We start from the raw sequence: 26621 nt of genomic DNA on the forward strand, positions 1-26621 counted from the left end.
GGTTGTCCCCGCACTGGGACAACTGAAGACCAAATCAAAAAAGGGACTATCTCTCATGAAAATGTTTTTCCGCGGTGCGGCCAGCACTGCAATCGCCGCTGTCGCTTTCGCTGCCATGCCTGCCATGGCGCAGACCGCAGGCGATCCGAACGCAAACCAGGCCGACGCCGATGCGCGCGCCGAAATTCTTGCTGGCCTGACGCTCACCAACGTCGCTGGCACCTCGCTGGACTTCGGTTCGATCATCGTTCTGGGTGCCGGCACCGTGACCGTACCGTCCGACGGTAGCGCAGCCACCTGCCCCGCCGCTTCGTTCGTTTGCGCCGGTGCTACCGATGTCGCCGAATTCGAAGTGACCGGTTCGGACGGCAAGGCTGTCAGCATCACGCTGCCCGACGCCGCTGCCACGGTTGGCGAACTGGAATATGATGACGGTGTGAACCCCGTCCACACGATCGACATCACCGAATTCGAAACCAATGCGAAGCTCGATTCGGCGACGCCGGTCCTCGACCCGGTCAGCGGTCTCCCGGCTGTCGACCCGATTTCCGGCGACCCGCTGTTCGTGCAGTATGACGGCGTCCTGCTCACCGGCGGTACGGCCACCTTCCCGGTCGGCGGTTCGATCGCCCTGGCAGCTGGCCAGGAGCCGGGCCTTTACGAGCACACCTTCACTGTCGAAGTGAACTACAACTAATCGATCTCTGATCGAATTCGGGGGCCGTGCGCTGGAAAGCGCGCGGCCTCTTTGCGTTGGTCATCCAGGAATTCCGTCTTTTCATAATATGTTGCCAACCCGCACCGCCGCCTCTTAGCGGGCTGTTAACCCTCTTCGCATAGATTTTGGATCGAACCAGCCGGCGCCGCGGGGGCGCTGGCGCAAGGAGTCCTCATCCGATGCTGAAGCATATCGCCCGTCACGCAACCCGGCTCGCCACTGCGACTTTGCTTGCGGGAGCCGCGATGGTCCCGACGGCCGCGCAGGCGCAGGGAGATCTGCTGGTCGCCCCGACTCGCGTAATCCTGGACGGTCGCCGCGGGGCACAGGTCGTCCTGAGCAATATCGGCAGCGAGGAAGCGACGTACCGAATCGGTCTCGTTCTCCGGCGCATGGGGCCCGATGGAAACCTGGTCGAAGTTTCGAACGAGGAGGCCAATGCCCTGGAGCAGGCCGCCTTGTCGATGGTTCGCTACGCACCCCGCCGCATCAAGCTGCCGCCCGGGCAGCCGCAGTCGGTACGCATCGCCGCACGCCCGGCAACGGATCTCCCGGATGGCGAATATCGCGTGCATCTCTCGTTCAAGGCTATTCCGAAGCCGCGCCCTGCCGTGTCGGACGGCGCGCCGGCGGAGGGTCTGTCGGTCAAGCTGATCCCCATCTACGGCGTGACCATTCCGCTGATCGTGCGTCATGGCCAGGTCGAGGCGCAGGCCGCATTACAGGATCTTCGCGTGCTGCAGACCGGCGACGGGCGCCCGGTCCTTACCTTCGCCATCGACCGGTCGGGCGATGCATCGACCTTCGGCGATCTGGTGGCCGTCCCGGCCCGGGGCGAGCCGATGTTCCTCGCCCGCGGGGTTGCCGTCTACACGGAACTTGACCGGCGCCTGGTGACCGTCGTGCTCGACGAGGAGCAGGCCGCAGCCCTGCGCGGCCCGGTTCGTCTCGAATATCGTGAACCGCCGGAGCGCGGTGGCGATGTGATTGCGTCGATCGAAGCGGATCTGGGCTGAGAAAGCTCCTGACGCGGGGCGGAGCCTTCGCAAGGTCTGAAATTCGATGTCGGTCCGCTCCTTCTTCCGGAAATCAGGCGCCGTCGCGGCTATCGCGGCGGCGCTTTCCGGCGTTATGGCGTCACCGGCATCAGCGCAGGACGGAAATGGCGCTTTCGCGGTAAGCGAAGACGACTTCCTGATGCTGCAGATGCGGGTCGGCAGTTATGCGATGCCGCTGGATATCCGCGGATATCAATTCAACGACGGCGACGACGTCTGCCTCGATCTGGCCGACGTCATTCAGTCTCTCGATCTTCCCGTGCGACTCGACAAGAAGTCGCGCCGCGCAACCGGCTGGCTGTTCTCGGAAGACCAATCCTTCGCACTCGACCGCGAAGCCGGTACGGTACAAAACGTGAACAATGGTCAAGCGCCCGTGGCTGGCGACATCATCGATACGCCGGAGGGGTGGTGTGTCGAGGTGCAGGCCCTGTCGCGCTGGTTCGGCGTAACCTTCCGGCCGGACATCTACAATTCCATCGTGTCGCTCGAAAGCGACCGGAAACTGCCGTTTCTGGAAGCGATCGAGCGCAGAAGTCGCGCGGCGCGACTTCGTCCGCGAAAGGCCAGCTTCGACCTGTCGGAATACCCCCGTGCCGATGCCGATTACCGTGTGTGGCGCACGCCATCGGTCGACGTTGTTGCGCGTACCGATGTGCGTCACGCAAAGGGAGGGGGCACGAATGCCAATGGCCGCTACGAGCTGTTCGCCTCCGGAGAGGCTCTTGGTGCCAGTATCGAGGCGCGAGTAGCCTCGGACAACAATTTCGTGCCCAATACGGTGCGCGTACGGGCCTTTCGGCAGGATCCGGATGCCAATCTTCTTGGACCCCTCAAGGCGACGCAGGTGATTGCCGGCGACGTGACAGGCGAGCAGGGTCGTCTGACGGCGTTCGGGGGGATCGGGCGGGGGCTGTATGTGTCCAACCAGCCCCTGGGGCGTTCCAACCTCTTCTCCACCACGGTTCTGCGCGGGACGTTGCCGGTGGGCTGGGACGCCGAGCTCTACCGCAACGGGCAGCTGATCGCTTTCCAGGCAGAGGCGCGGGACGGACGTTACGAATTCGAAGATGTGGAACTTTATTACGGACGTAACGAGTTCGAGATCGTGCTCTACGGCCCACAAGGGCAGGAAAAACGCGAACGCGTATCCCAGCCGGTCGGTTACAATACTATCGAACCGGGCAAGACCTATTACTGGGCCCACGCCTTGCAGGATAACAAGAGCCTGATCGAGATCGGCTCCGTTCCAGAAATCGCGGGCCAGCAGCGCGGACCGTGGCGTCTTGGCGTCGGGTTCGAGCATGGCATCGACCAGCAGACCAGCGTTTCCGGAGGCTTCCACAGTGTGTTCCTGCGAGGACGGCGTAAAAACTTCGCCGAAGCGACCCTGACCCGCACCCAGGGGGCGTGGCAGGTGGAGGCGACGGGAGCAGCCGATGAAGACGGCGCATTTGCCACGCGGCTTGCTGCGGCCGGCCGGGTCGGGCGATTCAACCTCGGGACCGATGTCCTCTGGATAAACGGCGGATATGAAAGCGAATTCGTGGCGCCGGGCACGGCCCACCAGGTCAGCCTGCGAGCCGATACGTCGCTGCGGCTTGGCAGGCTCACCCTGCCATTGCAGGCTTCGGTCGCCCGCACAACGTTGCGGGATGGGCGGTCTGCGACCCAGTTCAGCGGGTCAACATCCTTTAATATCAAGGGGTTGAATGTAACAAGCCAGCTTGCGCACCGCGTGGTAGAGCAATCGCTGGAGGAGGGCATCGATACCGATACCGAATTGAAGGTCCTCGCCAATGCGCGCGTGTTCGGCCTGCGGGTACGCGGCACGGCGGAAATCGGCCTGGCGGGCGAAGATCCGGGTCTGCGGTCCGTCCGCCTGTCCACGCGCAAGCGCCTGACCGAGCGTTCGGACCTGTCGGTCAATGCGGACTACCTGCCGCGGAGCGAAACGGGCTTCTTCAATCTTGGCTACACGCATCTTTTCGACAAGTTCGCGCTGTCGGCCAATGCCTCCTACAGCACGGCGGGTACGATCGGTGCCGGCCTGTCGCTAGCCTTCTCGCTGGGCCCCGACCCGGCCAATGGCGGGGTACGTGTCACCAACGAGCGGATCGCCCGCCGCGGGCAGGCCGTGGTTAAGGTGTTCCTCGACGAGAACGGTAACGGGATCCGGGACGGTGATGAACCGCTGCTGCCCGATGTCGATGCCGCTGCAGGGATGCGTATCAGCCAGGTGCCGACTAACGAAGACGGGCGCACGGTGATCGACGGTCTTACGCCATACAAGCCCGTCCTCGTCCGACTGGACGAAGGGTCCCTTGGCGATCCTTACCTGACGCCCGCCTCCACCGGCATGGTCATCGTCCCGCGACCGGGCGTACCGCTGGAAGTCGAGCTGCCGGTCGGCCGCTCCGGCGAGGTCGAGGGGCTGCTGTTATCGACCAGCGGTTACGAAATGCAGGGCGTACAACTGGAACTGGTCGATGCGCGCGGGGCGGTGATCGCAGAGACGATCAGCGAGTTCGACGGGTTCTTCCTGTTCGACGGCGTTCCCTACGGCACCTACCGGCTCCGTATTGCGCCGGGCATGGCCCGCCGCCTGGAGGTCAAGAGCGTGCTGGAAACAGGCGTCACCGTCGGCAAGCCCGACGAGATCACGCGCCTCGGGACGATAAAGCTGGAAGCGGGGCTGCCGACCACGATCGCCGGTGGCGAAATCGCGGAGGAGGCGGCACCCGGTTCCTGATCCGGAGACAGCGCCGGGGTCTTACTTGCCCTTGCGGTACTTCACTTGGCGGACCGGCTTCTGTTTGATGTACTGGACCGGGCGGTGCACCGGCTGATGCTCGACCACGGTCTCGTATTCGTAGTGCTCCACCGGGACATCGACCCATTCTTCGGTCACGATTTCACGGACGACCGGCCGCTCGAGCTGGTGCGTGGTGACGTAGGCGACGCCCGGCATGTAGGTGTAGCCGTAGCCATAGGCCTGATGTCCGTAATACTGGCCGTAGCCTGCCTGTCCGTATCCGCCGCGCTCCCAGTTTTCGAGATATGCCTTGCACTCGCGCAGATAAGGGTTGCCGCGTACCGCCGACCCGATCGCCGATCCGATAGCGGCACCGGCGATCCCGCCAAGGCCTGCGCCCAGCAGCGTTCCGCCCAGGCGTTCGCCGTCGGCCACGCGATTACCGATGATGCCGCCGGCAATCGCGCCGAGCAGGCCACCGCCTGCAGCACCCCGTTCCTTGCGGACACGCAGTTCGTCCTCGCACGCATCGAGCCATCCGGTGCGGTCGAAAGCCATTTCGGACGGGAGGGGCGGGCCGCCATGGACCTGCTGTGCGGTATGATGCGGTGCGGCATGATGCTGGGCGGGGTAGGTATTTACGGGATTGGCCGGCGCACGGTGAACAGGCGCCTGCGGACCGGAATGATGCGCCACCGGATAGTCAGGCGCAGCCGGATAGGCATGACCCGGCTGGTGGATCACCTCGACCTCGGGCGCGCCGTGATAGCCGGTGGGCGCCTCGATCTCGACCTCGCGCTCGTAAACCTCGGTTAAGGCTGGCGGTGCGACACGTGCCGGGACGGACTGGACGACCGGCTCGCTCGTGAAGATCGGCTGCACTTCGCCGGCGGGCAGGGGCTGTGCGAATTCGTACGTGTCCTGCTCGTAGCTCATTTCCTGCGCGGCGAGGGCCGGCGTTGTGGCGGCAACGGCGACCATGGCGGTCGATGCGACGAAGCTGTGGCGGATTTTCATGTTCCAGTTCCCCTTGGACAGCGGCGATACTTGATCCCGATACCGGGGGCACGCCTGTCGTTAAGGGAAAATCTACCATCGTGTTCCCCGGAGTCAGGGGGATGCACGGCCCGTGTCCCGTTTCGGGGCGGAAACGGGGCGAAGACGTCAGGGCGTTTTTTCGGCGTCAGATATGCGGAGCGATCCGCTCGGCCAAAGCCTCCAGCCCGCGCGCATCGGCGTCTTCGAAACGGGCATCCTCCGGACTATCGCAATCGATGACCGCGATTACCTTGCCGTCACGAATAACCGGCACGACCACTTCCGAACGCGTGACGGCATCGCAGGCGATGTGTCCGGGAAAGGCATGGACATCTGGCACAAGCTGGGTCTCGCCCGTCGCGGCTGCCGCGCCGCATACGCCTTGGCCGACCGGAATCCGGATACAGGCCGGCCTGCCCACGAACGGCCCCAGTACGAGTTCGCCGTCCACCATGCGGTAGAAACCCGCCCAGTTCATGCGCGGAATGAACTCCCACAGCAGCGCTGCAAGGTTGGCCATGTTGGCGACCGCGTCGCTTTCCCCTTCGATCAGGGCAGAGGCAGCTTCGCCAAGCTGGCGATAGCGTTCTTCGGGGCTGGAACCCGTATCGGGTGCAAAATCGTACATGGCGCGTCCCTTAGCCCACGCGCGCCGCGAATGGCGAGGACCATGTGCCCCATTGCGGGAAAGGGCGGCTATGCCTAACGCTGACGCCATGAGCACTCGTCGCAAGATCCTCCTCGCCATCCTTGGGATCCTCCTCCTCGTCGGGGTGGTCCTGTTCTTCCTCCTGCGCGGCAATACGGCCGATCTTTCGGTCGACGCCGTGGCCGGGACCGACCCAGAACTGACCGAGCCCGATGGCGGATTGCTGCCGACCGTTGCGATTGCAGAGCCGGTGGGCTGGCAGGATGGCGAATTGCCGGATGCGGCCGAGGGACTGGTCGTGCAGCGTTTCGCCGACGGGCTCGATCACCCCCGCATCCTGTACGCGCTGCCCAATGGCGATATTCTGGTAACGCTGACCCGGGCTCCGGCGAAGGAAGGCAGCGGCGGTTTCATGAGCTGGATATCCAACCTTTTGATGAGCCGCGCCGGTGCTACCGGCGAATCGGCGAACCAGGTCGTCCTGATGCGCGATACGGATGCCGATGGCGCCGCGGACGTGCGGCAGGTCATTGCGGACGATCTCGATTCCCCGTCCGGCATGGCGTGGAACGACGGTAAGCTCTACGTCGCCAATCACGATGCGCTGCTCGCCTTCGATTACGAACTGGGCGAAAGCGCAGTCTCCGGCAATCCGCGCAAGTTGATGGACCTGCCGCCGGGCGGCGGTCACTGGATGCGCAATATCGAACTCAACCCCGAAGGAACGAAGCTGTACGTCGCGGTCGGTTCCGTCAGCAATGTCGGCGAGAAGGGCATGGAGGTCGAGGAAGGCCGCGCCATGATCTGGGAATACGACATCGAATCCGGCAGCCAGCGGCAATTTGCGGTCGGCCTGCGCAATCCCAACGGCCTCGACTGGAACCCGATGTCGGGCGAATTGTGGACCACCGTGAACGAGCGCGACATGCTGGGCGGCGACCTGGTACCCGACTACCTGACCAATGTCCCGGTCGGCGCGCAGTACGGCTGGCCGTGGGTCTACTGGAAGAGCAATATCGACGAACGGGTAGAGGCCCCGATGCCCGCCTACCTGACCGAATATGCCCGCCGCCCGGAATATGCGATGGGACCCCACGTCGCTGCGCTGGGCCTTGTGTTCAGCGCGGAAGGCAACCGTATGGGTGAGGCGTTCGGCCGGGGCGCTTTCATCGCGCGGCACGGCTCTTGGAACCGCAAGCCGCCATCGGGCTACGACGTGGTCTATGTGGCTTTCGACGAGCGGGGCAACCCGCAGGGCAAGCCGCAACCCGTCCTGACCGGTTTCCTGAACGACGATGGCACGACCAAGGGCCGCCCGACCTGGGTCGAATGGGCGCAGGACGGTTCGCTGCTGGTCACGGACGATACCGCCGGCATCGTATGGCGCGTCATCGCCCCCGGCGCCGCACCTGCCGCCGCGATCGAGCGCCAGCAGCGCGGATCGCTGAGACCGCAGCGCGAACTGACCGGCGATCCGGCCGCCAGCTTCTCAGAGGAATTCGCACGCGAGGTTTCCCCGCTCGGGAACTGAGCCTCCGCGATGCGCGCGTGACCGGCCGATCAGGTGCCGGTCAGCGCGTCCGCGTCGAGCGTATAGAGCAGGTCCGCCCCGGCGGTAGCCGCGGCCTTCAGGCCTGCAGCCTCGGGCACGATGTGGTCGAGAAAATAGCGGGTGGTCACAGGCTTGCTCTTGGCGAGTGCCGGGGCTTCGCCGCTCTCGACCGCGCTAGCCTGCTGCATCAACTGCCACGCCGTCACGGCGATGGCTGCCATTTCAGTGAACGGCACGCTTCCGGCAAGCCGGTCGTCGAGACTGGCATCCTCGCGCATCCAGCGGGCAATCGCTGCACAGTCGCCGGCAAGAGCGAACAGGGCCGGCTCGTCCGCTGCGTCGCGGGCGATGTCCTCGAACAGCGAGATCAGCGCCTCGCCATCGGCAAGGCCCAGCTTCCGCGTCACGAGGTCGGCGGCCTGAATGCCGTTGGTGCCTTCGTAGATCGGTGCGATCCGTGCATCGCGGTAATGCTGGGCGGCACCGGTTTCCTCGACGAAGCCCATGCCGCCATGGATCTGCACGCCGATGCTGGCGACATCGACACCGGTATCGGTCGCCCACGCCTTCAGCATCGGTACCAGCACTTCGGCTCGCATCTTTGCGGCTTCATCGCCCAGCGTACCGCGATCGACCTGCCCTGCCGTGTAATAGAGCAGGGCACGCATGCCTTCGGTCAGTGCCTTCATGCGCAGCAGCATGCGGCGCACATCGGGATGTTCCAGGATGGCGACGGGCGACTTGTCCGGCGAACCGGCGCGGGCGGACTGGATACGCTCGCGGGCATAACCCATCGCCTGCTGCGTCGCGCGCTCACCCACCTGCACGCCCTGCGCGCCTACATTGATGCGCGCATTGTTCATCATCGTGAACATGGCGGCCAGACCGCGGTTTTCGTCGCCGACCATCTCGCCGATACATTCGTCGTTGTCACCGTAGCTCATCACGCAGGTGGGCGATGCGTTGATGCCCAGCTTGTGCTCCAGGCTGACGGGGCGCAGATCGTTGCGGGCGCCCAGCGAACCATCGGCGTTCACGTGATATTTCGGCACGACGAACAGGGAAATGCCGCGGCTGCCTTCGGGCGCTCCGGGTGTGCGGGCAAGGACGAGGTGGATGATGTTCTCCGCCAGTTCGTGATCGCCCCAGGTGATGTAGATCTTCTGCCCCTTGATCGACCATTTGCCCGCATGTTCGCCCTCTCCGATGGGGGTGGCGGTCGCACGAAGGGCACCGACATCGCTGCCCGCCTGCGGCTCCGTCAGGTTCATCGTGCCGGACCATTTACCGCTCACGAGATCGGGCAGGTACATCGCCTTCTGCGCATCGCTGCCATGGTGCTCCAGCGCCTCGATCGCGCCGACCGACAGCATGGGCAGGAGGTTGAAGGCGAAATTCGCGGCGCCGAGATTTTCCAGCACGTTGCAGGCTAGGGTGAAGGGCAGGCCCTGTCCGCCGTGGTCGACCGGTCCCGCGATCGCGTTCCAGCCCTGCTCGACATAGGCCTTGTACGCGGCCTCGAAGCCGTCCGGCAGGCGAACGACGCCGTTTTCCAGCTTCGCACCTTCGAGGTCGCCTATGCGGTTGAGCGGCGCCCATTCCCCGGCTGCGAATTCCCCGATGCCACCTACGATCGCCTCGACCATGTCGGCCTCGGCAGCGGCGAAGCGTTCGTGCTGTGCCAGTTCGCCGATACCGGCATTGACCTTGATGGCGAGCAATTGGTCCTGGGTGGGGGCGGTATAGGGGATCACGCGTCTTTCCTCATGTCCGAAAAGGCTTGGATTGTTGCGGGCGCGAATATAGCGCACAGGCATGAACGGCAAGAACGCTACGGAACGGCTGGCGGCCGAAAGCGACGGAATCGCCCGTGCTGCAAGCTTGCTGCGCGCCGGGCGCATCGTCGCCGTGCCGACGGAGACGGTCTATGGCCTCGCTGCAAGGGCGGATGATGCCGAGGCGGTCGCCCGTGTGTTCGAGGCGAAAGGCCGCCCCTCGTTCAATCCGCTGATTGTCCATGTCCCCGATATGGCCATGGCAGAGGCTCTTGCCGACTTGGACGAAAGGGCACGTCGGCTGGCCAGCACTTTCTGGCCCGGACCGCTCACGCTGGTCGTGCCCGTCCGGGACGGCGCACCCCTCGCCCAGGCAGTAACCGCGGGCCTGCCGACGGTGGCCTTGCGCTGCCCGGCGCATCCGGTGATGCGGCAAGTGCTGGAAGCGACGGGTCATGCGCTGGCAGCCCCGTCCGCCAACAGGAGCGAGACGGTCAGCCCGACCTGCGCGCGCCATGTCCTGTCCACGCTCGATGGCCGGATCGACGGAATTCTCGATGGCGGGGAAAGCAGGCAGGGCCTGGAGTCCACGATCGTGGCGCTGGAGCCGTCAGGTGGCTGGTCCATGCTGCGACCCGGCCCGGTGACAGCGGACGAGGTCGCTGCAGTTCTCGGAAGTCCGCCAGAGAATGCAGGGAACGGGATCAGGGCTCCGGGACAGCTCGCCAGGCATTATGCCCCGGGGAAACCTGTCCGGCTGAACGCTGCGGAGGCAAAAGAAGACGAGTTCCTGTTGGGCTTCGGCGAGACGGCAGGGGACTGGTCGCTTTCGCCCACCGGCGATCTGGCAGAGGCGGCAGCGCGGCTTTACGCGGGACTGCACCGCGCCGCCGAGGCGCCGCATGCGCGCATCGCCGTGGCACCGGTCCCTGACGCAGGCTTGGGCGCCGCGATCAATGACCGGCTGCGCCGCGCCTCTGCCTGAGAACAGGGCCTAGCGGGTGGGTTCAACGGGGACCGAGGGTAGCACGCGTTCGATCTCGCCGTAGGTCTCGCGTGCATCCTCGCAAGCGTCCGCATCGCCTCGCTCGCAGTCTTCCCGCTCCTCCTCGTACCGGCGCTCCAGCTTGGCCAGTTCGGCTTCCCTGCGGCGGATTTCGCGCCCGCGCTTCTCATCGGCTTCCGACTGGCTGGTGGTGGCGAGATCGACGGCACGGCTGGCCGCCTTCACGGGCAGGGTCGCCACGTCGAGCGCAGCCTTCGCCAGGCAGCCCTGAAGTATAAATGCGAGCGGGAGGAGAAGGACGGCCCTCGGCATGATGGATCTCCGTGGCGGCAGGAAAAGCCTGCCTGCCTGCCCGAGGCTTACCCCATGATGACCGGCAGGTCACCACGGGGAAAATATCCGCCGGACGGACAATTACTCCGCTGCGGCGTCGGCCTCTGCGCGGGCCGCATCGGCTTCCGCGCGCGCAGCAACCGCTTCCGCCCTCGCGGCACGTGCTTCGGCACGGGCCGCGCGCAGGGCGGGGCTGGCGGTTTCGTCGGACGCCGCACCCGCCGTCTCCGTTGCCGCTGCGGGGGTTTCCGGCTCCGCGGGAGCGGCTGGCGCTTCGGGCGCAGCGGACTCTGCACTCTCGTCTTCAGCGGAAGGGGAGGCCTCGGTCGTACCGCCCTTGCAGCGCAGCTTGCCCGAACCCATCGAACTGACTTCGCACGTCGCATTGCCGTTCACATTGACCGTGCCCGATCCCATGATCGTCGCCTCGACAGAGCCGTCGGACGCGAATTCCGCATCGCCGGAACCGGCAATCGTCACTTCTGCTGCCTCAGCGCGCAGCCCGGCCATGTTCGCCTTGCCCGATCCGGCAATCGTCAGCTCCAGCATTTCGGTCGTACCCGATGCCTCCAGCGTGCCCGATCCCGCGATCGTGACTTCCAGCATGTCGGTCGACACACGGCCCAGGCGCGCAGTGCCGGACCCGGCGAGCGTCGCCTCGGCCGCGTCCGTCATTCCGGGCACTTCGATCGTGCCACTGCCTGCCAGCGTCAGGTTGTCGGGCAGGGGCATGGTGACCCGGATGGTCGCCTTTCCTTCGTCCCAGCCATTCTTTTCCCGGCTGATGGCGAGCGAATCGTCGCTGCGGGAAAAGCGGACGGCATCGACCGCCTGCTCGTCGCCCTCGACCGTGATGTCGAGCGATTCGCCCTCGGTCACGATGACGGTGTCGGGACCGGCCAGAACGATCCCGGTCGGGGGATCGCCGCCCATGTCGAGTTCGGCCAGCGGCACCCCGTCGTCATCTCCGATGGAAATATCGAGGCCGTCGCATCCGGCACTGGCGGAGGCGGCGATGATCGCTGCAACCGGGGCGAGCTTTTTCAAAAGGCTGGTGAGCATGACATTCTCCCGTCCAAAGTGTGTTAGCGTTATAATACGCTGGGAGACGTCTCGCAAGGTCATGGCAGAAGGGCCACCCCTTTTCGGGATGGCCCTTCGTCGATGGCAAATGCCGGTTGGGCGAAATCAGCCCTCTTCGGCGTTCTCGTAATATTGCGGCGCATGCTCGCGCAGGATGTCGAGAATCTTCTCGAGCGCGGTCGGCTCGTCCGTTTTCTCCATCGCAGCGAGTTCGCGGGCCAGGCGGCTGGAGGCCGCTTCGAAGATCTGGCGCTCGGAATAGCTCTGTTCCGGCTGGTCGTCCGGGCGGAACAGGTCGCGGGTCACTTCGGCGATCGAGACCAGCCCGCCCGAATTGATCTTCGCTTCGTATTCCTGTGCGCGGCGGCTCCACATGGTACGCTTGACCTTGGGCTTTCCCTTCAGCGTTTCCATCGCTTCCTTCAGCGTCTTGTCGCTCGACAGCTTGCGCATGCCGATCGATTCGACCTTGTTGGTGGGGACGCGCAGCGTCATGCGCTCTTTTTCGAAACGCAGGACGTAAAGTTCCAGCTGCATCCCGGCGATTTCTTCGTTCTGAAGTTCGATCACACGGCCCACGCCGTGCTTGGGATAGACAACGTAATCGCCAACATCGAAGGCGGTAGCCTTGGCTGCCATGCGTAATCCTTTCAATCGGGCCGGGTCGCCGGGACGCGTTCAGAAACCCTCGTGCCGCGGTGATGCGACAAACGGCGATTTCTGGAATGTCGGGGGATCCTGCCTTTCAACCTAACCATCTGCGCGGGGCATCACCCCGGCAGTTGTTGCATTATATAGCACAGTTGCAAGAAAATTGCGAGTCGTCGGCGGCTGGCGGCAAACCGAGGGTCAGTCGATACCCTGCCGTGACGAATTGAAGGCCGCACCGAGCAAGAGAAGATAGGCGCTGAGCCAGATCCAGGTCAGCAGGATTACTATCGCACCCAGCGATCCGTAGGTCGCATCGTAATTGCCGAAATTTGCCACATAGGTCCCGAACCCCGCCGTGCCGACCAGCCATGCGGCGGCGAAGAGGGCCGCGCCCGGCAGGGTCTTCTTCCAGTGCGGACGATGCCGGTCGGGTGCCCGGCGGTACAGAAGGGCCGCACCCAGAAGGACAGCAACGAACAGGAGAAAATAGGAGATGACACTCGAGAGGATTCCGTCGGTGAACCCGGCATATCCTATGGCGAGCGCGATCAGGCCCAAGCCCAGAATACCTGCCACGGTGATTCCCAGTGCCAGCGCGTTTCGCCGGATGAAACTCCGTTTGTCTTCCGCGCGATAGGCAAGGTCCAGCCCGTCGATAACCGCCATGGCCGCACCGCGCGCTGCAACCAGCGAAAGAGCGATGGCAAGGACGAGGCCGAATCCCTGCGCGGTATCGTCGCCCGCTGCGATTTCCAGCATCTCCGTTCCGACCAGCTCGCCCGCTGCCCCCGGCAGCAATTGCGCCACGGCATCGACCTGCGATCCGATGGTGGCGGGGTCGGCCCAGATGCCGAAAATCAGGACCGCGCTGGCAATCAGCGGGACCATGGCCAGGAACGTGTAATAGGCGATACCCGCCGCGGCGAGACCGATATACGGACGGCCTGCGGCATTCTTCAGGTGGGACAGCATGCCCGTTCAATTGACGGGCAGGGCACCGGTTCCGCGAAAGCGCGGCCGGCAGGAGCGAATCAGTCGCCTTCGCCCGGCTTCTCGCTGAAGAACTTCTCGTACTTGCCTTCCTCGCCCTTGTGCTCGTCGGCGTCGGCAGGCGGTTCCTTCTGGCTGGTGATGTTCGGCCATTCGGCAGAGAACTTGGTGTTGATCTCGAGCCACTTCTCGAGATTGTCCTCGGTATCGGGCAGGATCGCTTCTGCCGGGCATTCCGGTTCGCAGACGCCGCAGTCGATGCATTCGCTGGGATTGATGACCAGCATGTTCTCGCCTTCGTAGAAGCAGTCTACCGGGCAGACCTCCACGCAATCGGTGTATTTGCATTTAATGCACGCATCGGTGACGACGTAGGTCATGGAATCTCGGGTCCTCGGCAATCCGTATCTGGCCGCTCTGCTAAGTCGCTTTGCGCATCGGGGTCAAGCACGCGATAGCAGCAACGCGCTTCCGCAGCAGGTCCGCGGCGCTCCGGTAGGTGCAGGACTTCGCACACCAGGACCCCGTTTACATGGGGCAGGGTCAGCATGTCGCCGGGGGAGACGGCATGGCTTGCCCGGCGGACCCTGTTGCCGTTGACCCTGATATGACCTGTCAGCGTTTTCGCCTGCGCCAGCCCCCGCGTGCGGGCCAGCCGGAGGCGATAGAGCAGCAGGTCCAGCCGCATCTGGCTTCCGTCAGGGCTTCAGCAGGTCGGCAAGGCCTGCAAACGCCTTCCCGGTTGCGGGGGTATTGGCGGTTTGGACGGGCTTGTCGCGCCTGCCGCGCGCTGGCGAGCCGGTTTTGGGCGAGCCCTTCTTCCCGTCGCCGGGTTTTGAACCCCGCCCCTTCCGGCCGTCGTTCCGCGCTCCCCTTCCGGGGCGGGCATTGGCATGGCCGCCCGGACGCCAGCTCCAGCGATCGGGCGCAGGCGGACCGAAAGCATCCTCCGCCAGCGCCTTGCCCTTGTGCAGGCGGAAACCGGCCGCGCCCAGCAGCCGGTGCCAGCTGTCGGGCGTAAGACCGGTGGATACCGGCAGCGCTGCATCCAGCACGGCCGACTTGCTGTCCTTCGCCTTCGCCCGCTTCTCGTGCGCGGCGCGCAAGATCTTCTCGGCCACATCGACGCGGACATACTGGTCGCCTGCGGGACGGTAACCGGAAGGCAGCATGCCTTCGCCCGGCAGGACCGAGCGCATGGCAGGCTCCAGCAGACGCCTGTCGATGCCGGCCGCGTGCATCGCCGCGCGCGCCGCAGGCTTCAGCAGGTCGCGGGCAAAAATGTCGAGCGCCCCGAAGGTGACGCCAAGGCGGCGAAGGAAGGGGCGCATTTCCTTGGGCAAATGCTGGATCCCTGCGCGCTCTCTTGGCGCATAGCCGTGGCCTTCCATCAGAGCGTGAAGAAGTGCGCGTGCCTGCGAACCGGCCTCCGGATCGCGGGTCGCCGCGACCAGTTTCGACAGGGGCGCCAGCGGTTCGAGCTGTTTTTCGGTCCAGTCCTGCAACGCAGCGGCGAACCGCGCTTTCGCCGCATCGGGCAGGACGTCCAGCTCGCGCACCAGCGCCAGGCGCGGCTTGGCCGGATCGGCGGTTTCTTCCAGATGCGCGAGTTTCTGCCCAAGGTGGAAGATCTCGCCGCGAACCATTTCGACGCCTTCGAACCCGGATGTAGCCAGCCCGTCGGCCTTGTCCGACAGAATGCGTGGCAGCGCCTTCTCGCCGGCGGCCAGCAGCATGCGCCGGTCATCATGGCCGAGCCGCGTGTCGATGGTGAAACGGAAACCGTCGACCTGCCCGATGGACTCGCCTTCGACACGCAAGGTTCCGTCATCGTCCAGCGTGACGGGCAGCAGGCTCGGATCGTCGCCCATGGTTTTCATCAGGATCGCTGTCCTCCGGTTAACAAAGCGCTCTGTCAGGCGCGCATGGAGCGCATCGGACAGGCGGGCCTCCACACCGCGGGCGCGGGAAGCCATTTCGTCGCGCGCCAGCACCCAGTCGGGCCGCTGGCAGATATAGGCCCAGGATCGGATCGCGGCTATCCTCCCCTGCAGGGTGGCGATGTCGCCCGACACATTGTCCAGTTCGGCAATGCGTGCGGCCACGAAGTCCGCGCCGATATACCCGCCCTGCAGATCGCGCCAGAGCCGGGCGACAAAACGGGCGTGCTGGTCGGCGCCTGCCTGCCGGAAATCGGGCAGCGAGCACGCTTCCCAGAACCGTCGGACCCGGCCCGCCCCCTTGAAGTCACGGGCAAGCGGCTCGTCTGCCAGTTTCTTCAGCACGGCGAGATCGATCGCCTCGGGCGCGGCGCGCAATTCGCGCTGTGGCGGCCGCGCCTCGAGATCCGCGATCAGCACGGCGAGCGTATCGAAACGCGGTTCGGCATTGCGCCAGTAAAGGTGCGTGAGGGGCGCGAACTGGTTCTCCTCGATCGCGTAGATTTCCTCTTCCTCGAATTCGAGGGGGACGCCGCGTCCGCGCCTGCCACCGTTACTGCCGGCGAGACCGCCGCCGAGCACGCCGAACGTACCGTCCCGCTGGTGACGGCCCGCCCGGCCGGCAATCTGCGCCATTTCCGCCGGCGCGAGACGTCGCTTCGCCACCCCGTCGAATTTGGTGAGCTGCGCAAACGCCACGTGGTTCAGATCGAGGTTCAGCCCCATCCCGATGGCATCGGTCGCCACGATGTAGTCGACTTCGCCGGACTGGAAGAGCTCGACCTGACGGTTGCGGGTTTCGGGGCTTAGTGCACCCATCACCACCGCCGCGCCGCCCCGGTACCGGCGCAGCATTTCTGCCGCAGTGTACACCCCCTCTGCGCTGAAGGCGACGATGGCGCTGCGCGGGGGCAGGCGCGACAGCTTGCGCGGGCCGATATGCGTGAGGGTGGAGAACCGGGGGCGTTCCATGATTTCCGCCTTCGGGACCAGGGTACGCAGCAATGGCTCCAGCGTGGCGGCGCCGAGAAACATCGTCTCCTCCCGCCCCCGGGCGTTGAGCAGGCGGTCGGTGAAGATATGCCCGCGTTCCCGGTCGGCGGACAATTGCGCCTCGTCCAGCGCGACGAAGGCATGACCGCCGCCGGTGCGGTCCATCGCTTCCGCCGTGCACAGGAAATAGCGCGCACCGGGCGGTTCTATCCGTTCCTCACCGGTGATCAGGGCGACCTGTTTCTCGCCCTTTATCGCCACGACGCGGTCATACACTTCGCGCGCGAGCAGGCGCAGCGGGAAGCCTATCATCCCGCTCGAATGGCCGCACATCCGTTCGATGGCGAGATGTGTCTTGCCGGTATTGGTGGGTCCGAGGACCGCCTTGATCGGGGCGTCGCTCACCTGCACTGTCTGGCACTGTGCGCGCTGTATCGCAAGACGGCGCGCACGCCTTTCGACTCATCGCCAATCCCGCCCCGCCCATCGGGGATTAAATCGACATTAACTTTAATCCTGCAGGCAGGTTTGGCACAGGGACTGCCGGGTCGGGTCGTAAAACCACAACAGCAGGCAGGCCCCTTTTGGACGAAGGGCATATGTACGTAGCACGTGTCGAAAGCGGCGCCAGCAGCGATGCCGGACAGGACGGGGCGGGCCATTGGCGCGCCGCCGCGCTTTCGCACGGACAGGTGATTGCCGAAGACGGCTCCTACCTGCTGCGCCGCACCACGACTTTCCGCAGCCGATTCGATGCCTGGCATCTCGATGCCTCGTCATGGCTGGACGGGCTGGATCTCGCGCCCAGCCTGGCAGAAAATATCGGTAGTCGGCGTTGGTGGCGCGGGCTCGGTACGATGCTGGGGCTGGGTTTTGCGGCCATTTCGTTCTGGCCCGATTTCGCCCCGCTGGAAGCAGCCCCCGCCATGATTGCCGACAGCGAGGTGCGGGACGAATTTCGCAGCCAGTCGATCATGCCGCTTGCCCTTGGCAGCGATAGCGGGCGGCACATGGCGGCCACCGGTGCAGTCCGAAAACTCGCCGCTGCGCCCGAGCGCCCGCAGATACAGCTGGTCGCCACCCTGGCCCAGGGCGACAGTTTCCAGCGCATGCTGCAGCGCGCCGGCGTCGGAAAGGGCGAGGCGTCCCAGATTACCGGCATGGTCGAAAACGCGATTGCCACGGCGGACATAGAACCGGGCACGCAGCTCGACATAACGCTTGGCCGCCGAACCGCTCCGGGTGAGCCGAGGCCACTGGAATCGCTATCGTTCCGTGCGCGGTTCGATCTGGCATTGTCGGTCGAGCGCGGCGCGTCCGGCCTGTCTCTCATACGTAAACCGATCGCCGTCGACGAAACGCCTTTGCGCATTCGCGGCACCGTCGGCGACAGCCTGTACCGATCTGCGCGCGCGGCTGGCGCACCGGCTAGCGCCGTGCAGGCCTATCTGAAGGCGTTGGGCGGTCATCTCGACATGGACCGCTCTGTCGGTTCAGCCGATACGTTCGACATGATCATCTCCTACCGCCGCGCCGAAACGGGTGAGCGGCAGGCCGGCAATCTGCTGTATGCCGGGGTCGAACGGGACGGGAAGCCGAAGGCGCAGCTGATGCGCTGGGGCGACAAGGGCAAGTTCTACGAAGCGTCTGGCGTGGGGGAAACCCGCAGCGGCCTCGTCCGCCCGGTGCCCGGGGCGATCAGTTCGCGATACGGCATGCGGCGTCATCCGATCCTCGGCTACAAGCGGATGCATTCGGGGCAGGATTATCGCGGCGGATACGGCACGCCGATCCGTGCGGTGACCGACGGGCGCGTGGCCTTCGCCGGGCGCAAGGGCGGCTATGGTAATTTCGTGCGGCTGAACCATGCAGGCGGCCTGGGAACAGGCTATGCGCATATGAGCCGGATCGCCGTGCGCGCGGGCGCATCGGTGCAGCGCGGACAGGTCATCGGCTATGTCGGTTCGACGGGGCTCAGCACCGGCCCGCATCTTCATTACGAAATGTATCGCGGCAACCGGAAGATCGACCCGGCCTCCGTCAGCTACGTGACCCGGGCCGAATTGTCGGGCGAGGAGCTGCGCCGGTTCCGGTCGCGCCTCGCTTCGCTGAAGACGGTGGAAGCCGGTGCGGCCCTGACCGACATCGAACCCTCCGGTCCGCAAGAGGTCGAGGTGCGGCGCGAGATCGACAAGCTGGATGCATCCTACGCGCAGCGGCGCTGAGTACTGGCACAATACCGGCACGAGGGGGGGCGGATCATTGAGAGTTTCGGCAAAAGCATGGCATGGGGTGACGCCATGACAGCTTCCTATCCCGCGACGCGCCTGCGGCGCACCCGGACCGCCGCCTGGAGCCGAGCCCTGCACCGCGAGACGGTGATGACCAGCGCCGACCTGATCTGGCCGCTCTTCGTGATCGAGGGGAAGGGGGCCGAAGAGCCCGTTGCCAGCCTGCCCGGCGTGTCGCGCTGGTCGATCGACGGGATCGTTGCGCGGGCGAAGGAGGCCGTGGAGCTCGGCATTCCGGCCATCGCCCTGTTCCCCAACACGCCCGATGCGAAGCGCAGCGAGGACGGGGCAGAGGCCTATAACAGCGACAACCTGATGTGCCGGACCATCCGCGGGGTCCGCGATGCGGTGGGCGGCGATCTGGGCATCCTGACCGACGTCGCGCTCGACCCTTATACGACGCACGGGCAGGACGGGCTGCTCGATGCGCGCGGCTATGTCGTGAACGACGATACTGTCGCCGTCCTCGTCGATCAGGCGGTGGTGCAGGCGGAAGCAGGCGCGGACATCGTGGCTCCGTCCGACATGATGGATGGACGCGTCCACGCGATCCGCATGGCGCTGGAAATGGGCGGGCATCACAATGTGCAGATCATGGCCTACTCCGCGAAATTCGCGAGCGCCTTCTACGGCCCGTTCCGCGACGCGGTGGGATCGGGCGACCGGCTGAAAGGCGATAAGAAAAGCTACCAGCTGGACCCCGCTAACGGCGACGAGGCCATGCGCGAGATCGCGTTCGACATTGCAGAGGGTGCGGATAGCGTGATGGTCAAGCCGGGGCTGGCCTATCTCGACGTCATCGCCCGCGCCCGCGCCCGGTTCGACGTGCCGATTTTCGCTTACCAGGTCAGCGGGGAATACGCCCTGATCGAGGCCGGCGTCGCAGCAGGAGTGGGCGAACGCGAGCCGCTGCTCATGGAAAAACTCATCGCTTTCAAGCGGGCCGGCTGCGCCGGAATCCTGACCTATCATGCCCCTCTAGCTGCGCGAGTACTCAATGGCTGAAACCATGCATGCGGACACGGCCGCGCCGTTGGAGAATACGATGTCGGCCAGCAGGCGCGGCGCCAACCCGCTGCTGTTCGCGCTGGCCATATTGTGCGGCAGTTTCCTGCTGTTCCTGGTCCAGCCCCTGATCGCGCGACTGGCTCTGCCGCTGCTGGGCGGCGCGCCTGCGGTCTGGAACAGTGCGATGCTGGTATACCAGATGCTCCTGCTGGGCGGGTATCTCTACGCCCACCTGCTCTCGCGTCTGCCGCTCAGACGTCAAATCGTCATCCACATCGCGCTGCTTGCCTTGGCGGCAGTGTTCCTGCCCGTGGGGCTCGCCGATCTGGAGCGGGCCGGGGCAGGCTGGGAAGTGCTCTGGGTGCCCGCACTGGTGCTGGCCAGCGTGGGGCCGCTTTTCGTCCTGATCTCGGCGCAGGCCCCGCTTCTGCAGGGCTGGTATGCGGCCGACCCGGATTCGGGCGACCCGTACTGGCTGTATGCGGCATCGAATATCGGCAGTTTCGCCGGCCTGCTCGCCTTTCCGCTGCTGTTGGAGCCGACGCTGACGACGACCGGGCAGTCGCTCGCCTGGTCGACCGGATACGGCGTGCTTGTCGCCATCATGGTGCTGGTCGGGTTCTGGCGCTGGAATACGGTCGGCGATCAGGCTGCAAACCGTCCTTTGGCAAGCGAAGAGGCGGAGGGTGCCATGGCGCCTGCATCCGCCGAACCGGGTTGGCGGACCATTGCGCACTGGCTGGCGCTGTCTGCCGTTCCCTCCGGCCTTTTGCTGTCGACCACCACGCATCTGTCGACCGATCTCGTCGCCATGCCGCTGCTGTGGGTCATACCGCTGGGCATCTATCTGTTCAGTTTCGTGCTGGCGTTCAATCCGGTCAGCCGCACTGCCGCCTTCTTTGCGCGGATTGCTCCTATTGTCGTCCTGTTCCTGGGCGCGAAGGCGATGATGAGTTCGGGACAGGCCGACCTCGCCGATGCCATCGGGTCTATCGTGATGTTGCTCGTCGTCGCGACGGCCCTGCATCGTCACCTGTTCGAATTGCGCCCCGATCCGGACCGTCTGACCCTGTTCTACCTCGTGATGAGCGCGGGCGGCGCGCTGGGCGGGATGTTCGCCGCGCTGGTCGCACCGGTGCTGTTCGACTGGGTATGGGAACACCCCCTGCTGATCCTGGCCGCAGCGGCCCTGCTGCCGCCCCGCGCGCTGGTGGCGTGGATGGACCGCAAGGGGTGGGACGAAGCGCGCCAGCGCCGCATGCGCCTGCTGCTGGTGGCGGCCGCTGCTGCCCTTGGCGTGTGGCTGCAATGGTCCGTGCTGCGGTATCTTCCCTGGGTCACGCTCGGCCTGACTGCGGCCATTACCGTGCTCGGCGTCCTTGCGCTGGGCAAGAGATGGTCGCTCGTCGCCGTGCTCGCCATCCTGATGTTCTTCCGCGGCGGGTTCGAAAACATCGGCACGAGCGCCCAGAACCTGCGTGAACGAAGCTATTTCGGCGTCTACACGATCGGCGACATTCCCGAGGCGAGCTTGCGCACGCTGAAACACGGCACGACCATGCATGGAAGGCAGTTCACCGATGCCGGGCGGCGCCTCCAGCCCACTGCCTATTACGGACCGACATCGGGGGCCGGACTGGCGCTCTCCAATGCCGGCGCGTTCTACGGCGACGATGCCAGTATCGGGGTCGTGGGCATGGGGGCGGGCACCCTGCTGTGCTACCGCAAGCCCGGCCAGACGTGGAAGATGTACGAAATCGATCCGGTGGTAGTGGAATATTCGCGGAACGGCACGTTCACCTTCCACGAGGAATGCGCGCCGCAGTCCGAGATCGTGGTCGGCGATGCACGACTGGAACTGGCGCGGGAGCCTGAGGGCGCCTTCGACGTGCTGGTCGTGGACGCGTTCAGTTCTGACGCGATTCCGATGCACTTGATGACGCGCGAAGCGATGCAGACCTATGCCGATACGCTGTCGCCGGACGGGCTGCTGGTCATCCATATTTCGAACCGTTTCATCGACCTCCGTCCGGTCCTGTCCGCCCATGCCCGCGATTTCGGCTGGTCGGCCATGCTGCGCTTCGACCAGGCGAACGGCGCGTACGCGATCGAGAACTCGGTCTGGGTGGTCCTTTCCCCCGATGCCGAGGTCGCAGAGAAGCTGAGAAACGCCAATCCCGATGCCGAATGGCAGGACATGCCGGACCCGGCCACACGCAGCTGGACCGACGATTACGCATCGATCCTGCCCTACCTGATGTGGAGCAGCTTTACCGGCGACTGGCCATAGGGCCCGCCGTGACGGGCTTCGAACACCGCACGCAGCGCCTGATATTGCGGGACTGGCAGGACGAAGACTGGGAGCCGTTCTGGCGCCACCTCAATACGCCCACGGTTTCCCGCTTCCTGGGCGGGGTGGCGGACGCAGCATACCGCGCAAGGACCCGGGAAAGGCTTCTGCGTTACAGCCACGAATACGGGCACACGTTCTGGATCGTCCAAAGGATCGACGACGGCGGACACCTGTCCGGCGAAATCCTCGGCTGGTGCGGTCTCAAGCGATGCAACGAACCCAACGGCCCGGTCGGCGATTTCGAGGCCGGCTGGCGCCTGCGCGAGGATGCGTGGGGCAAGGGCTATGCGAAAGAGGCTGCCAGTGCGTCCATCGATCTTGCATTCCGGCAATTCGGCGCGCCCCATGTCATTGCGCTGACCGTGGAGGGCAACAAACAGAGCTGGGGCCTGATGGAGAGGCTGGGCATGGAACGCCGCCCGGACATGGATTTCGCAGACAGCGCGTCATGGGCGAAAGGCGAAACGCTCATCGTCTATCGGATCGACCGGGAGGAATGGGCCGCGCGCGGCGCGGTCAGGCCGCGGAGCAGGATGGATGGCTGACATCGTCGCCGAAACGAAGCGACTGGTCCTGCGCAGCGTTGCGGAAGGCGACGAGGCGGACCACGACCGGCTGCTGAATTCGGCCACGATCATGCGGCATATCGGCGGCGTGATGGAACCGCACGAGATCGAGGCACGCCATGCAAAAGCGATGGCTATGTATGCGCGCGAGGGCTTCAGCTTCCTGTTTGCTGTCGAGAAGGCGAGCGGTGAGATGGTCGGCTATTGCGGGATCAAGCGCGTCGAGAACCCGCTCGCGCCCAATACCGGCGACCACGAGATCGGGTGGAAGATTCGCGAGGATCGCTGGCGAAGGGGCTATGCCGAGGAAGCCATGCGCGCCGTCATCGAATGGGCGTTCACGCGCGTCGGCGCGCCGTATCTCGTGGCGCTGACCAGTCCGGCGAATACCGGCTGCTGGAAGCTGATGGAAAAACTGGGCATGGTCCGGCGGAGGGATCTCGACTTCCACGACCCGGCCTATCCGGCGCAAGACAACCCGACGATCCAGTATTCGCTCTCGAAAGAGCAATGGGAGAATTCGCAATGACCACGAACCGCCCGGGCGTGAACATCGTGCCGATCCACGGCAAGACCCCGCGCATCCACGACAGCGCCTTCATCGCCCCCGGCTGCACGATCATCGGGGATGTCGAGATCGGGGAAGACAGCTCGGTCTGGTACAATTGCGTGCTGCGCGCCGATGTCAGCCGGATCGTGATCGGCAAGCGGACGAACATCCAGGACGGCAGCGTGCTGCACTGCGATCCGGAGCGGCCGGGCGATCCGGACGGCTCGCCGCTGCTGATCGGGGACGATGTGCTGGTCGGTCACATGGTCATGGCGCATGGCTGCATCATCGAGGACCGCGGCTTCATGGGCCTGGGCTCCATCGCGATGAACAAGGCGGTGATTGCGAGCGATTCGATGCTCGCAGCCGGCGCGATGCTGACCGAAGGCAAGGTGATGGAGCCGCGTTCGCTCTGGGCAGGGCGTCCGGCAAAACCGATGAAGGACCTGTCCGACGCTGCCATCGCCGGAATGAAGATGGGCACGGCGCATTATGCCCACAACGCGAAGGACCATGCGAAGGCGGTTGCCGACGCGCTGGGCGGGTGACGTCGCGGCGGCGTGTGTTGCGCCGCGCTACTTGCTTGCTTTTCGCTCATTGCTCCCCACGTCAGTCGCGCACCAGCGCCCTCAGCGCTTCGATGCGGTCGGCTTCGTGGGGCGGCTTGTCCCAGCGAATGCGGTGGATGCGGGGGAAGCGCATGGCGAGGCCGCTCTTGTGCCGCTTGCTCTCGTGCACGCTGTCGAACGCAACTTCGAACACCAGACTCTTGTCGGTTTCGCGCACGGGGCCGAAGCGGTTCACGGTCTTGCTGCGGACATGCTTGTCGAGCTTCTTCAGTTCGGCATCGGTAAAGCCTGAATAGGCCTTGCCCACCGGCAGCAGTTCCGCGCCGGCATCGGGGTCGCCGTCCCAGCATCCGAAGGTGTAGTCCGAAAAGAAGCTGGAACGCTTGCCGCTGCCGCGCTGGGCATACATCAGCACGCAATCGACCAGCAGCGGGTCGCGTTTCCACTTGTACCACAGTCCGGTCTTGCGCCCGGCGATATAGGGGCTGTCGCGCCGCTTCAGCATCAGGCCCTCGATCGCGTCGTCGCGGGTCCCTTCGCGGATCCCAGCGAGCGTATCGAAATCGTCTGCCTCGACGATCTGGCTGATGTCGAAATGACTGTCCGGCAGGCGCGGCAGGAACGCCTCGAGCCGCTCGCGGCGATCCCTCCATGGCAGGTCGCGCACGTCGTCTCCTTCGATGGAAAGTGCATCGTAGAGCCGGACGAAGGCGGGGCTTTCGGTCAGCATCTTCTTGCTGACGGTCTTGCGGCCGAGGCGCTGTTGGAGCGCGTTGAAACTGGCAGCGCCGCCCTGCGTTTTTTGATTCTCCGGGCCGCCCTGCACATTGCCGCGCACCAGCAACTCCCCGTCCAGAACGGCAGGAATGTCCAGCGCGTCGACCATCTCGGGAAAGGTCGCGGAAATGTCGTCTCCGCTGCGCGAATAGACACGCGTTTCGCCGCCGGCATGGACGAGCTGGACGCGGATGCCGTCCCATTTCCATTCCGCCGCGTAGTCCGCCATGTCGACCCTCGTCTCCTCCAGCGGATGTGCCAGCATGAAAGGGCGGAAGGTTGGCACGTTGGTGATGTCTGGCGGGTCCGCACCGCCCGCTGCCCAGGCGAACAGCTCGGCATAGGGCGGCTGCAACCCGTGCCAGTACTCCTCGACATCCTCCACGCTGACATCGAAGGCCTGCGCAAACGCGACCTTGCCCAGCCGGCTGGAGACCCCGATCCGCATGGCGCCCGTTGCCAGTTTCAGAAGGGCGTAGCGGCCCGACGGGTCGAGCCTGTCCAGCAGGGCGGGAAGCTGCGTAGTGACGCTCTTGCGCGTCATTTCCTCCAGCGCGGCGACCGTTTCGCTGACCGTCGGGGGCGGCGTGTCCGCACTATCGCTTCCCATCTGCGCGGTTTCCCACAACAGGCTGGCCGTTTCCGCAGTATCGCCCACGAAATCGCGGCTGAGCGACCACAGGACGGGGTCTATCCGGTCCTTCATGATGTTGCGGATGGTCGAGGATTTCACCGCCGGGAAATCCAGTCCGTCGGTCAGCGCGGCGAGCGCCCAGCCGCGATCGGGATCGGGCACAGCACGCAGATATTCCGCGATCAGTCGCAGTTTCTCGTTGCGGGACCGGGTAAAGACCAGCGCATCGATCAGGGCGGCGAATTCTTCCACCCTATTCGTCCTCGTCCTCGCGGCCCACCAGGGCCAGGGCGCGGGCGCGGCGCTGGTGCAGCTGGTTCCAGCGCAGCAGCGCTTCTTCCCGGCCATGGGTAATCCACGTTTCCTGAGGATTCACCTCCTCGATCGTCCGGGTCAGCTCGTTCCAGTCGGCATGGTCCGAAATGACCAGCGGCAATTCGACATTGCGCTGCCGCGCGCGTTGCCGGACGCGCATCCACCCGCTCGCCATGGCAGTAATCGGGTCGGGCAGGCGGCGGCTCCACCGATCGTTGAGGGCAGAGGGCGGGCTGACGACGATGTGACCGCGCATCTCGTCTTTCGGCGTATCCGCGACGAGGCGCAGTTCCCCCAGATCGACACCGTGTTCCTCATACAGGCGGCACATCTTTTCCATTGCGCCGTGCAAGTAGATCGGCTGCTTATGGCCGGCACGGCGCAATTCGGCGATCACCCGCTGCGCCTTTCCCAGAGCGTAGGCACCGATCAGGACGCAGCGATCGGGATGGGCAGCCAGCCTGTCCAGCAGCTTTGCCATCTCGTCCTCAATCGGGGGATGGGTGAACAGCGGCAGGCCGAAGGTCGCCTCGGTAATCAGGATATCGCACGGGGTTACTTCGAAAGGCGGGCAGGTCGGGTCGGCGCGCCGTTTGTAATCGCCGGTGCAGATGATCCGCTCGCCCGCATGTTCGAGCAGGATCTGCGCGCTGCCAAGGACGTGGCCCGCCGGGATGTAGGTTGCATCGACCCCGCCCGGCAGGCGGATGGTCTCGCCATATTCAACAGGTGTGGTGTCGCCACCGTCCGGACCCTCGCCGGTCATGTATCGCAGTTTCATGATGGCGAGCGTTTCGGGCGTGGCAATCGTCGCCCCGTGTCCCCCGCGGGCGTGATCGGCGTGGCCATGGGTCACCAGCGCGCGCTCGACCGCGCGGCCCGGATCGACCCAGGCGTCGGCAGGCACGACATGGATGCCCCACGGTTCGGGCCTGATCCAGGAAAACGGGGCACTCATGCAAGGTTCAAGCAAAAAGGGCGCGAACCGTTCCCGAATTCGCGCCCCCTTGTTCGTCG

The 26621-nt window shown here is 65.1% G+C and carries 23 protein-coding genes; 11 read left to right on the top strand and 12 right to left on the bottom strand.

The genetic code is table 11. The annotated features are described in order from the left end of the window. Positions 1-55: 55 nt before the first annotated feature. The 3 genes from ACGHJ7_RS03485 to ACGHJ7_RS03495 all read left to right on the top strand — a co-directional run bounded on the left by ACGHJ7_RS03485 (position 56) and on the right by ACGHJ7_RS03495 (position 4528). Positions 56-697 (top strand): DUF4402 domain-containing protein, encoded by a 642-nt coding sequence (locus tag ACGHJ7_RS03485; protein ID WP_390474600.1) that lies wholly within the window; start codon positions 56-58, stop codon positions 695-697. A 200-nt stretch (positions 698-897) separates the two neighbouring features. Further along, positions 898-1734 carry a molecular chaperone gene (locus tag ACGHJ7_RS03490; RefSeq protein ID WP_390474601.1) on the top strand — a complete coding sequence of 279 codons (837 nt, stop codon included), beginning with the start codon at positions 898-900 and terminating at the stop codon, positions 1732-1734. Positions 1735-1780: 46 nt separating this feature from the next. Next, positions 1781-4528 carry a collagen binding domain-containing protein gene (locus ACGHJ7_RS03495; protein WP_390474602.1) on the top strand — a complete coding sequence of 916 codons (2748 nt, stop codon included), beginning with the start codon at positions 1781-1783 and terminating at the stop codon, positions 4526-4528. A 21-nt stretch (positions 4529-4549) separates the two neighbouring features. Here ACGHJ7_RS03495 and ACGHJ7_RS03500 read toward each other — a convergent pair whose 3' ends face one another. Beyond that, positions 4550-5548 (bottom strand): hypothetical protein, encoded by a 999-nt coding sequence (locus ACGHJ7_RS03500; RefSeq protein WP_390474603.1) that lies wholly within the window; start codon positions 5546-5548, stop codon positions 4550-4552. A 166-nt stretch (positions 5549-5714) separates the two neighbouring features. After that, positions 5715-6197, bottom strand: a complete 483-nt coding sequence (locus ACGHJ7_RS03505) for a GAF domain-containing protein (protein WP_390474604.1) — start codon at positions 6195-6197, stop codon at positions 5715-5717. 88 nt (positions 6198-6285) lie between these two features. Here ACGHJ7_RS03505 and ACGHJ7_RS03510 point away from each other — a divergent pair, with 88 nt between their 5' ends. Then, entirely contained in the window at positions 6286-7749 is a 1464-nt protein-coding gene (locus ACGHJ7_RS03510) for a PQQ-dependent sugar dehydrogenase (protein WP_390474605.1), read from the top strand. Positions 7750-7778: 29 nt separating this feature from the next. Here ACGHJ7_RS03510 and ACGHJ7_RS03515 read toward each other — a convergent pair whose 3' ends face one another. Next, entirely contained in the window at positions 7779-9521 is a 1743-nt protein-coding gene (locus ACGHJ7_RS03515; protein ID WP_390474785.1) for an acyl-CoA dehydrogenase, read from the bottom strand. A 64-nt stretch (positions 9522-9585) separates the two neighbouring features. On the opposite strand from ACGHJ7_RS03515, the gene ACGHJ7_RS03520 reads away from it, so the two are divergent. Continuing rightward, the gene (locus ACGHJ7_RS03520; protein WP_390474606.1) at positions 9586-10530 is read left to right on the top strand and encodes an L-threonylcarbamoyladenylate synthase; all 945 of its coding nucleotides are present in this window, start codon (positions 9586-9588) and stop codon (positions 10528-10530) included. Positions 10531-10539: 9 nt separating this feature from the next. Here the strand turns inward: ACGHJ7_RS03520 and ACGHJ7_RS03525 are convergent, their stop codons facing one another. From ACGHJ7_RS03525 to ACGHJ7_RS03555, 7 genes are all read right to left on the bottom strand, one after another. Next, a complete protein-coding gene (locus ACGHJ7_RS03525; RefSeq protein WP_390474607.1) occupies positions 10540-10863 on the bottom strand; it encodes a hypothetical protein in 324 nt (107 codons plus the stop codon). A gap of 102 nt (positions 10864-10965) precedes the next feature. Further along, positions 10966-11946, bottom strand: coding sequence for a head GIN domain-containing protein (locus tag ACGHJ7_RS03530; RefSeq protein WP_390474608.1), 981 nt, complete (start codon positions 11944-11946; stop codon positions 10966-10968). A gap of 126 nt (positions 11947-12072) precedes the next feature. Then, positions 12073-12606, bottom strand: a complete 534-nt coding sequence (locus tag ACGHJ7_RS03535) for a CarD family transcriptional regulator (RefSeq protein WP_390474609.1) — start codon at positions 12604-12606, stop codon at positions 12073-12075. Positions 12607-12816: 210 nt separating this feature from the next. After that, the gene (locus ACGHJ7_RS03540; RefSeq protein ID WP_390474610.1) at positions 12817-13590 is read right to left on the bottom strand and encodes a YihY/virulence factor BrkB family protein; all 774 of its coding nucleotides are present in this window, start codon (positions 13588-13590) and stop codon (positions 12817-12819) included. 59 nt (positions 13591-13649) lie between these two features. Next, entirely contained in the window at positions 13650-13988 is a 339-nt protein-coding gene (gene fdxA, locus ACGHJ7_RS03545) for a ferredoxin FdxA (protein ID WP_390474611.1), read from the bottom strand. Next, entirely contained in the window at positions 13985-14296 is a 312-nt protein-coding gene (locus ACGHJ7_RS03550; protein WP_390474612.1) for a S4 domain-containing protein, read from the bottom strand. The genes fdxA and ACGHJ7_RS03550 overlap by 4 nt, the downstream gene beginning before the upstream one ends. 10 nt (positions 14297-14306) lie before the next feature. Continuing rightward, positions 14307-16946 (bottom strand): helicase-related protein, encoded by a 2640-nt coding sequence (locus ACGHJ7_RS03555; RefSeq protein ID WP_390474613.1) that lies wholly within the window; start codon positions 16944-16946, stop codon positions 14307-14309. A 194-nt stretch (positions 16947-17140) separates the two neighbouring features. Here ACGHJ7_RS03555 and ACGHJ7_RS03560 point away from each other — a divergent pair, with 194 nt between their 5' ends. The 6 genes from ACGHJ7_RS03560 to ACGHJ7_RS03585 all read left to right on the top strand — a co-directional run bounded on the left by ACGHJ7_RS03560 (position 17141) and on the right by ACGHJ7_RS03585 (position 23857). Continuing rightward, the gene (locus ACGHJ7_RS03560; RefSeq protein WP_390474614.1) at positions 17141-18766 is read left to right on the top strand and encodes a M23 family metallopeptidase; all 1626 of its coding nucleotides are present in this window, start codon (positions 17141-17143) and stop codon (positions 18764-18766) included. A 75-nt stretch (positions 18767-18841) separates the two neighbouring features. Beyond that, positions 18842-19837: a porphobilinogen synthase gene (gene hemB / locus ACGHJ7_RS03565; RefSeq protein ID WP_390474615.1), complete on the top strand. Its 996-nt coding sequence runs from the start codon at positions 18842-18844 to the stop codon at positions 19835-19837. Next, on the top strand, positions 19830-22130 hold the full coding sequence (locus ACGHJ7_RS03570; RefSeq protein ID WP_390474616.1) for a spermidine synthase: 2301 nt from the start codon (positions 19830-19832) through the stop codon (positions 22128-22130). The genes hemB and ACGHJ7_RS03570 overlap by 8 nt, the downstream gene beginning before the upstream one ends. 8 nt (positions 22131-22138) lie before the next feature. After that, positions 22139-22738: a GNAT family N-acetyltransferase gene (locus ACGHJ7_RS03575; protein WP_390474617.1), complete on the top strand. Its 600-nt coding sequence runs from the start codon at positions 22139-22141 to the stop codon at positions 22736-22738. Then, a complete protein-coding gene (locus ACGHJ7_RS03580) occupies positions 22731-23288 on the top strand; it encodes a GNAT family N-acetyltransferase (RefSeq protein ID WP_390474618.1) in 558 nt (185 codons plus the stop codon). Before ACGHJ7_RS03575 ends, ACGHJ7_RS03580 begins: the two co-directional genes overlap by 8 nt. Beyond that, a complete protein-coding gene (locus tag ACGHJ7_RS03585; protein ID WP_390474619.1) occupies positions 23285-23857 on the top strand; it encodes a gamma carbonic anhydrase family protein in 573 nt (190 codons plus the stop codon). Before ACGHJ7_RS03580 ends, ACGHJ7_RS03585 begins: the two co-directional genes overlap by 4 nt. Positions 23858-23918: 61 nt before the next feature. On the opposite strand, the gene ACGHJ7_RS03590 is transcribed toward ACGHJ7_RS03585, so the two are convergent. Together ACGHJ7_RS03590 and ACGHJ7_RS03595 are read right to left on the bottom strand one after the other, a co-directional pair. Beyond that, positions 23919-25541, bottom strand: coding sequence for a cisplatin damage response ATP-dependent DNA ligase (locus ACGHJ7_RS03590; RefSeq protein WP_390474620.1), 1623 nt, complete (start codon positions 25539-25541; stop codon positions 23919-23921). A 1-nt stretch (position 25542) separates the two neighbouring features. After that, the gene (locus ACGHJ7_RS03595) at positions 25543-26562 is read right to left on the bottom strand and encodes a ligase-associated DNA damage response exonuclease (RefSeq protein ID WP_390474621.1); all 1020 of its coding nucleotides are present in this window, start codon (positions 26560-26562) and stop codon (positions 25543-25545) included. Positions 26563-26621 lie beyond the last annotated feature (59 nt).

The sequence above is a fragment of the Altererythrobacter sp. MTPC7 genome (assembly GCF_042851395.1).
In the GTDB taxonomy this organism is placed as follows: domain Bacteria; phylum Pseudomonadota; class Alphaproteobacteria; order Sphingomonadales; family Sphingomonadaceae; genus CAJXSN01.

Excerpts from the sequence above, each read along its gene's own strand:
- ACGHJ7_RS03485 (WP_390474600.1), top strand. The coding sequence starts at position 56 with ATGAAAATGTTTTTCCGCGGTGCGGCCAGCACTGCAATCGCCGCTGTC.
- ACGHJ7_RS03560 (WP_390474614.1), top strand. The coding sequence starts at position 17,141 with ATGTACGTAGCACGTGTCGAAAGCGGCGCCAGCAGCGATGCCGGACAG.
- ACGHJ7_RS03595 (WP_390474621.1), bottom strand. The coding sequence starts at position 26,562 with ATGAGTGCCCCGTTTTCCTGGATCAGGCCCGAACCGTGGGGCATCCAT.
- ACGHJ7_RS03495 (WP_390474602.1), top strand. The coding sequence starts at position 1,781 with ATGTCGGTCCGCTCCTTCTTCCGGAAATCAGGCGCCGTCGCGGCTATC.
- ACGHJ7_RS03530 (WP_390474608.1), bottom strand. The coding sequence starts at position 11,946 with ATGCTCACCAGCCTTTTGAAAAAGCTCGCCCCGGTTGCAGCGATCATC.
- ACGHJ7_RS03490 (WP_390474601.1), top strand. The coding sequence starts at position 898 with ATGCTGAAGCATATCGCCCGTCACGCAACCCGGCTCGCCACTGCGACT.
- ACGHJ7_RS03535 (WP_390474609.1), bottom strand. The coding sequence starts at position 12,606 with ATGGCAGCCAAGGCTACCGCCTTCGATGTTGGCGATTACGTTGTCTAT.
- ACGHJ7_RS03540 (WP_390474610.1), bottom strand. The coding sequence starts at position 13,590 with ATGCTGTCCCACCTGAAGAATGCCGCAGGCCGTCCGTATATCGGTCTC.
- ACGHJ7_RS03500 (WP_390474603.1), bottom strand. The coding sequence starts at position 5,548 with ATGAAAATCCGCCACAGCTTCGTCGCATCGACCGCCATGGTCGCCGTT.
- ACGHJ7_RS03505 (WP_390474604.1), bottom strand. The coding sequence starts at position 6,197 with ATGTACGATTTTGCACCCGATACGGGTTCCAGCCCCGAAGAACGCTAT.
- ACGHJ7_RS03525 (WP_390474607.1), bottom strand. The coding sequence starts at position 10,863 with ATGCCGAGGGCCGTCCTTCTCCTCCCGCTCGCATTTATACTTCAGGGC.
- hemB (WP_390474615.1), top strand. The coding sequence starts at position 18,842 with ATGACAGCTTCCTATCCCGCGACGCGCCTGCGGCGCACCCGGACCGCC.
- ACGHJ7_RS03510 (WP_390474605.1), top strand. The coding sequence starts at position 6,286 with ATGAGCACTCGTCGCAAGATCCTCCTCGCCATCCTTGGGATCCTCCTC.
- fdxA (WP_390474611.1), bottom strand. The coding sequence starts at position 13,988 with ATGACCTACGTCGTCACCGATGCGTGCATTAAATGCAAATACACCGAT.
- ACGHJ7_RS03580 (WP_390474618.1), top strand. The coding sequence starts at position 22,731 with ATGGCTGACATCGTCGCCGAAACGAAGCGACTGGTCCTGCGCAGCGTT.
- ACGHJ7_RS03550 (WP_390474612.1), bottom strand. The coding sequence starts at position 14,296 with ATGCGGCTGGACCTGCTGCTCTATCGCCTCCGGCTGGCCCGCACGCGG.
- ACGHJ7_RS03520 (WP_390474606.1), top strand. The coding sequence starts at position 9,586 with ATGAACGGCAAGAACGCTACGGAACGGCTGGCGGCCGAAAGCGACGGA.
- ACGHJ7_RS03570 (WP_390474616.1), top strand. The coding sequence starts at position 19,830 with ATGGCTGAAACCATGCATGCGGACACGGCCGCGCCGTTGGAGAATACG.
- ACGHJ7_RS03585 (WP_390474619.1), top strand. The coding sequence starts at position 23,285 with ATGACCACGAACCGCCCGGGCGTGAACATCGTGCCGATCCACGGCAAG.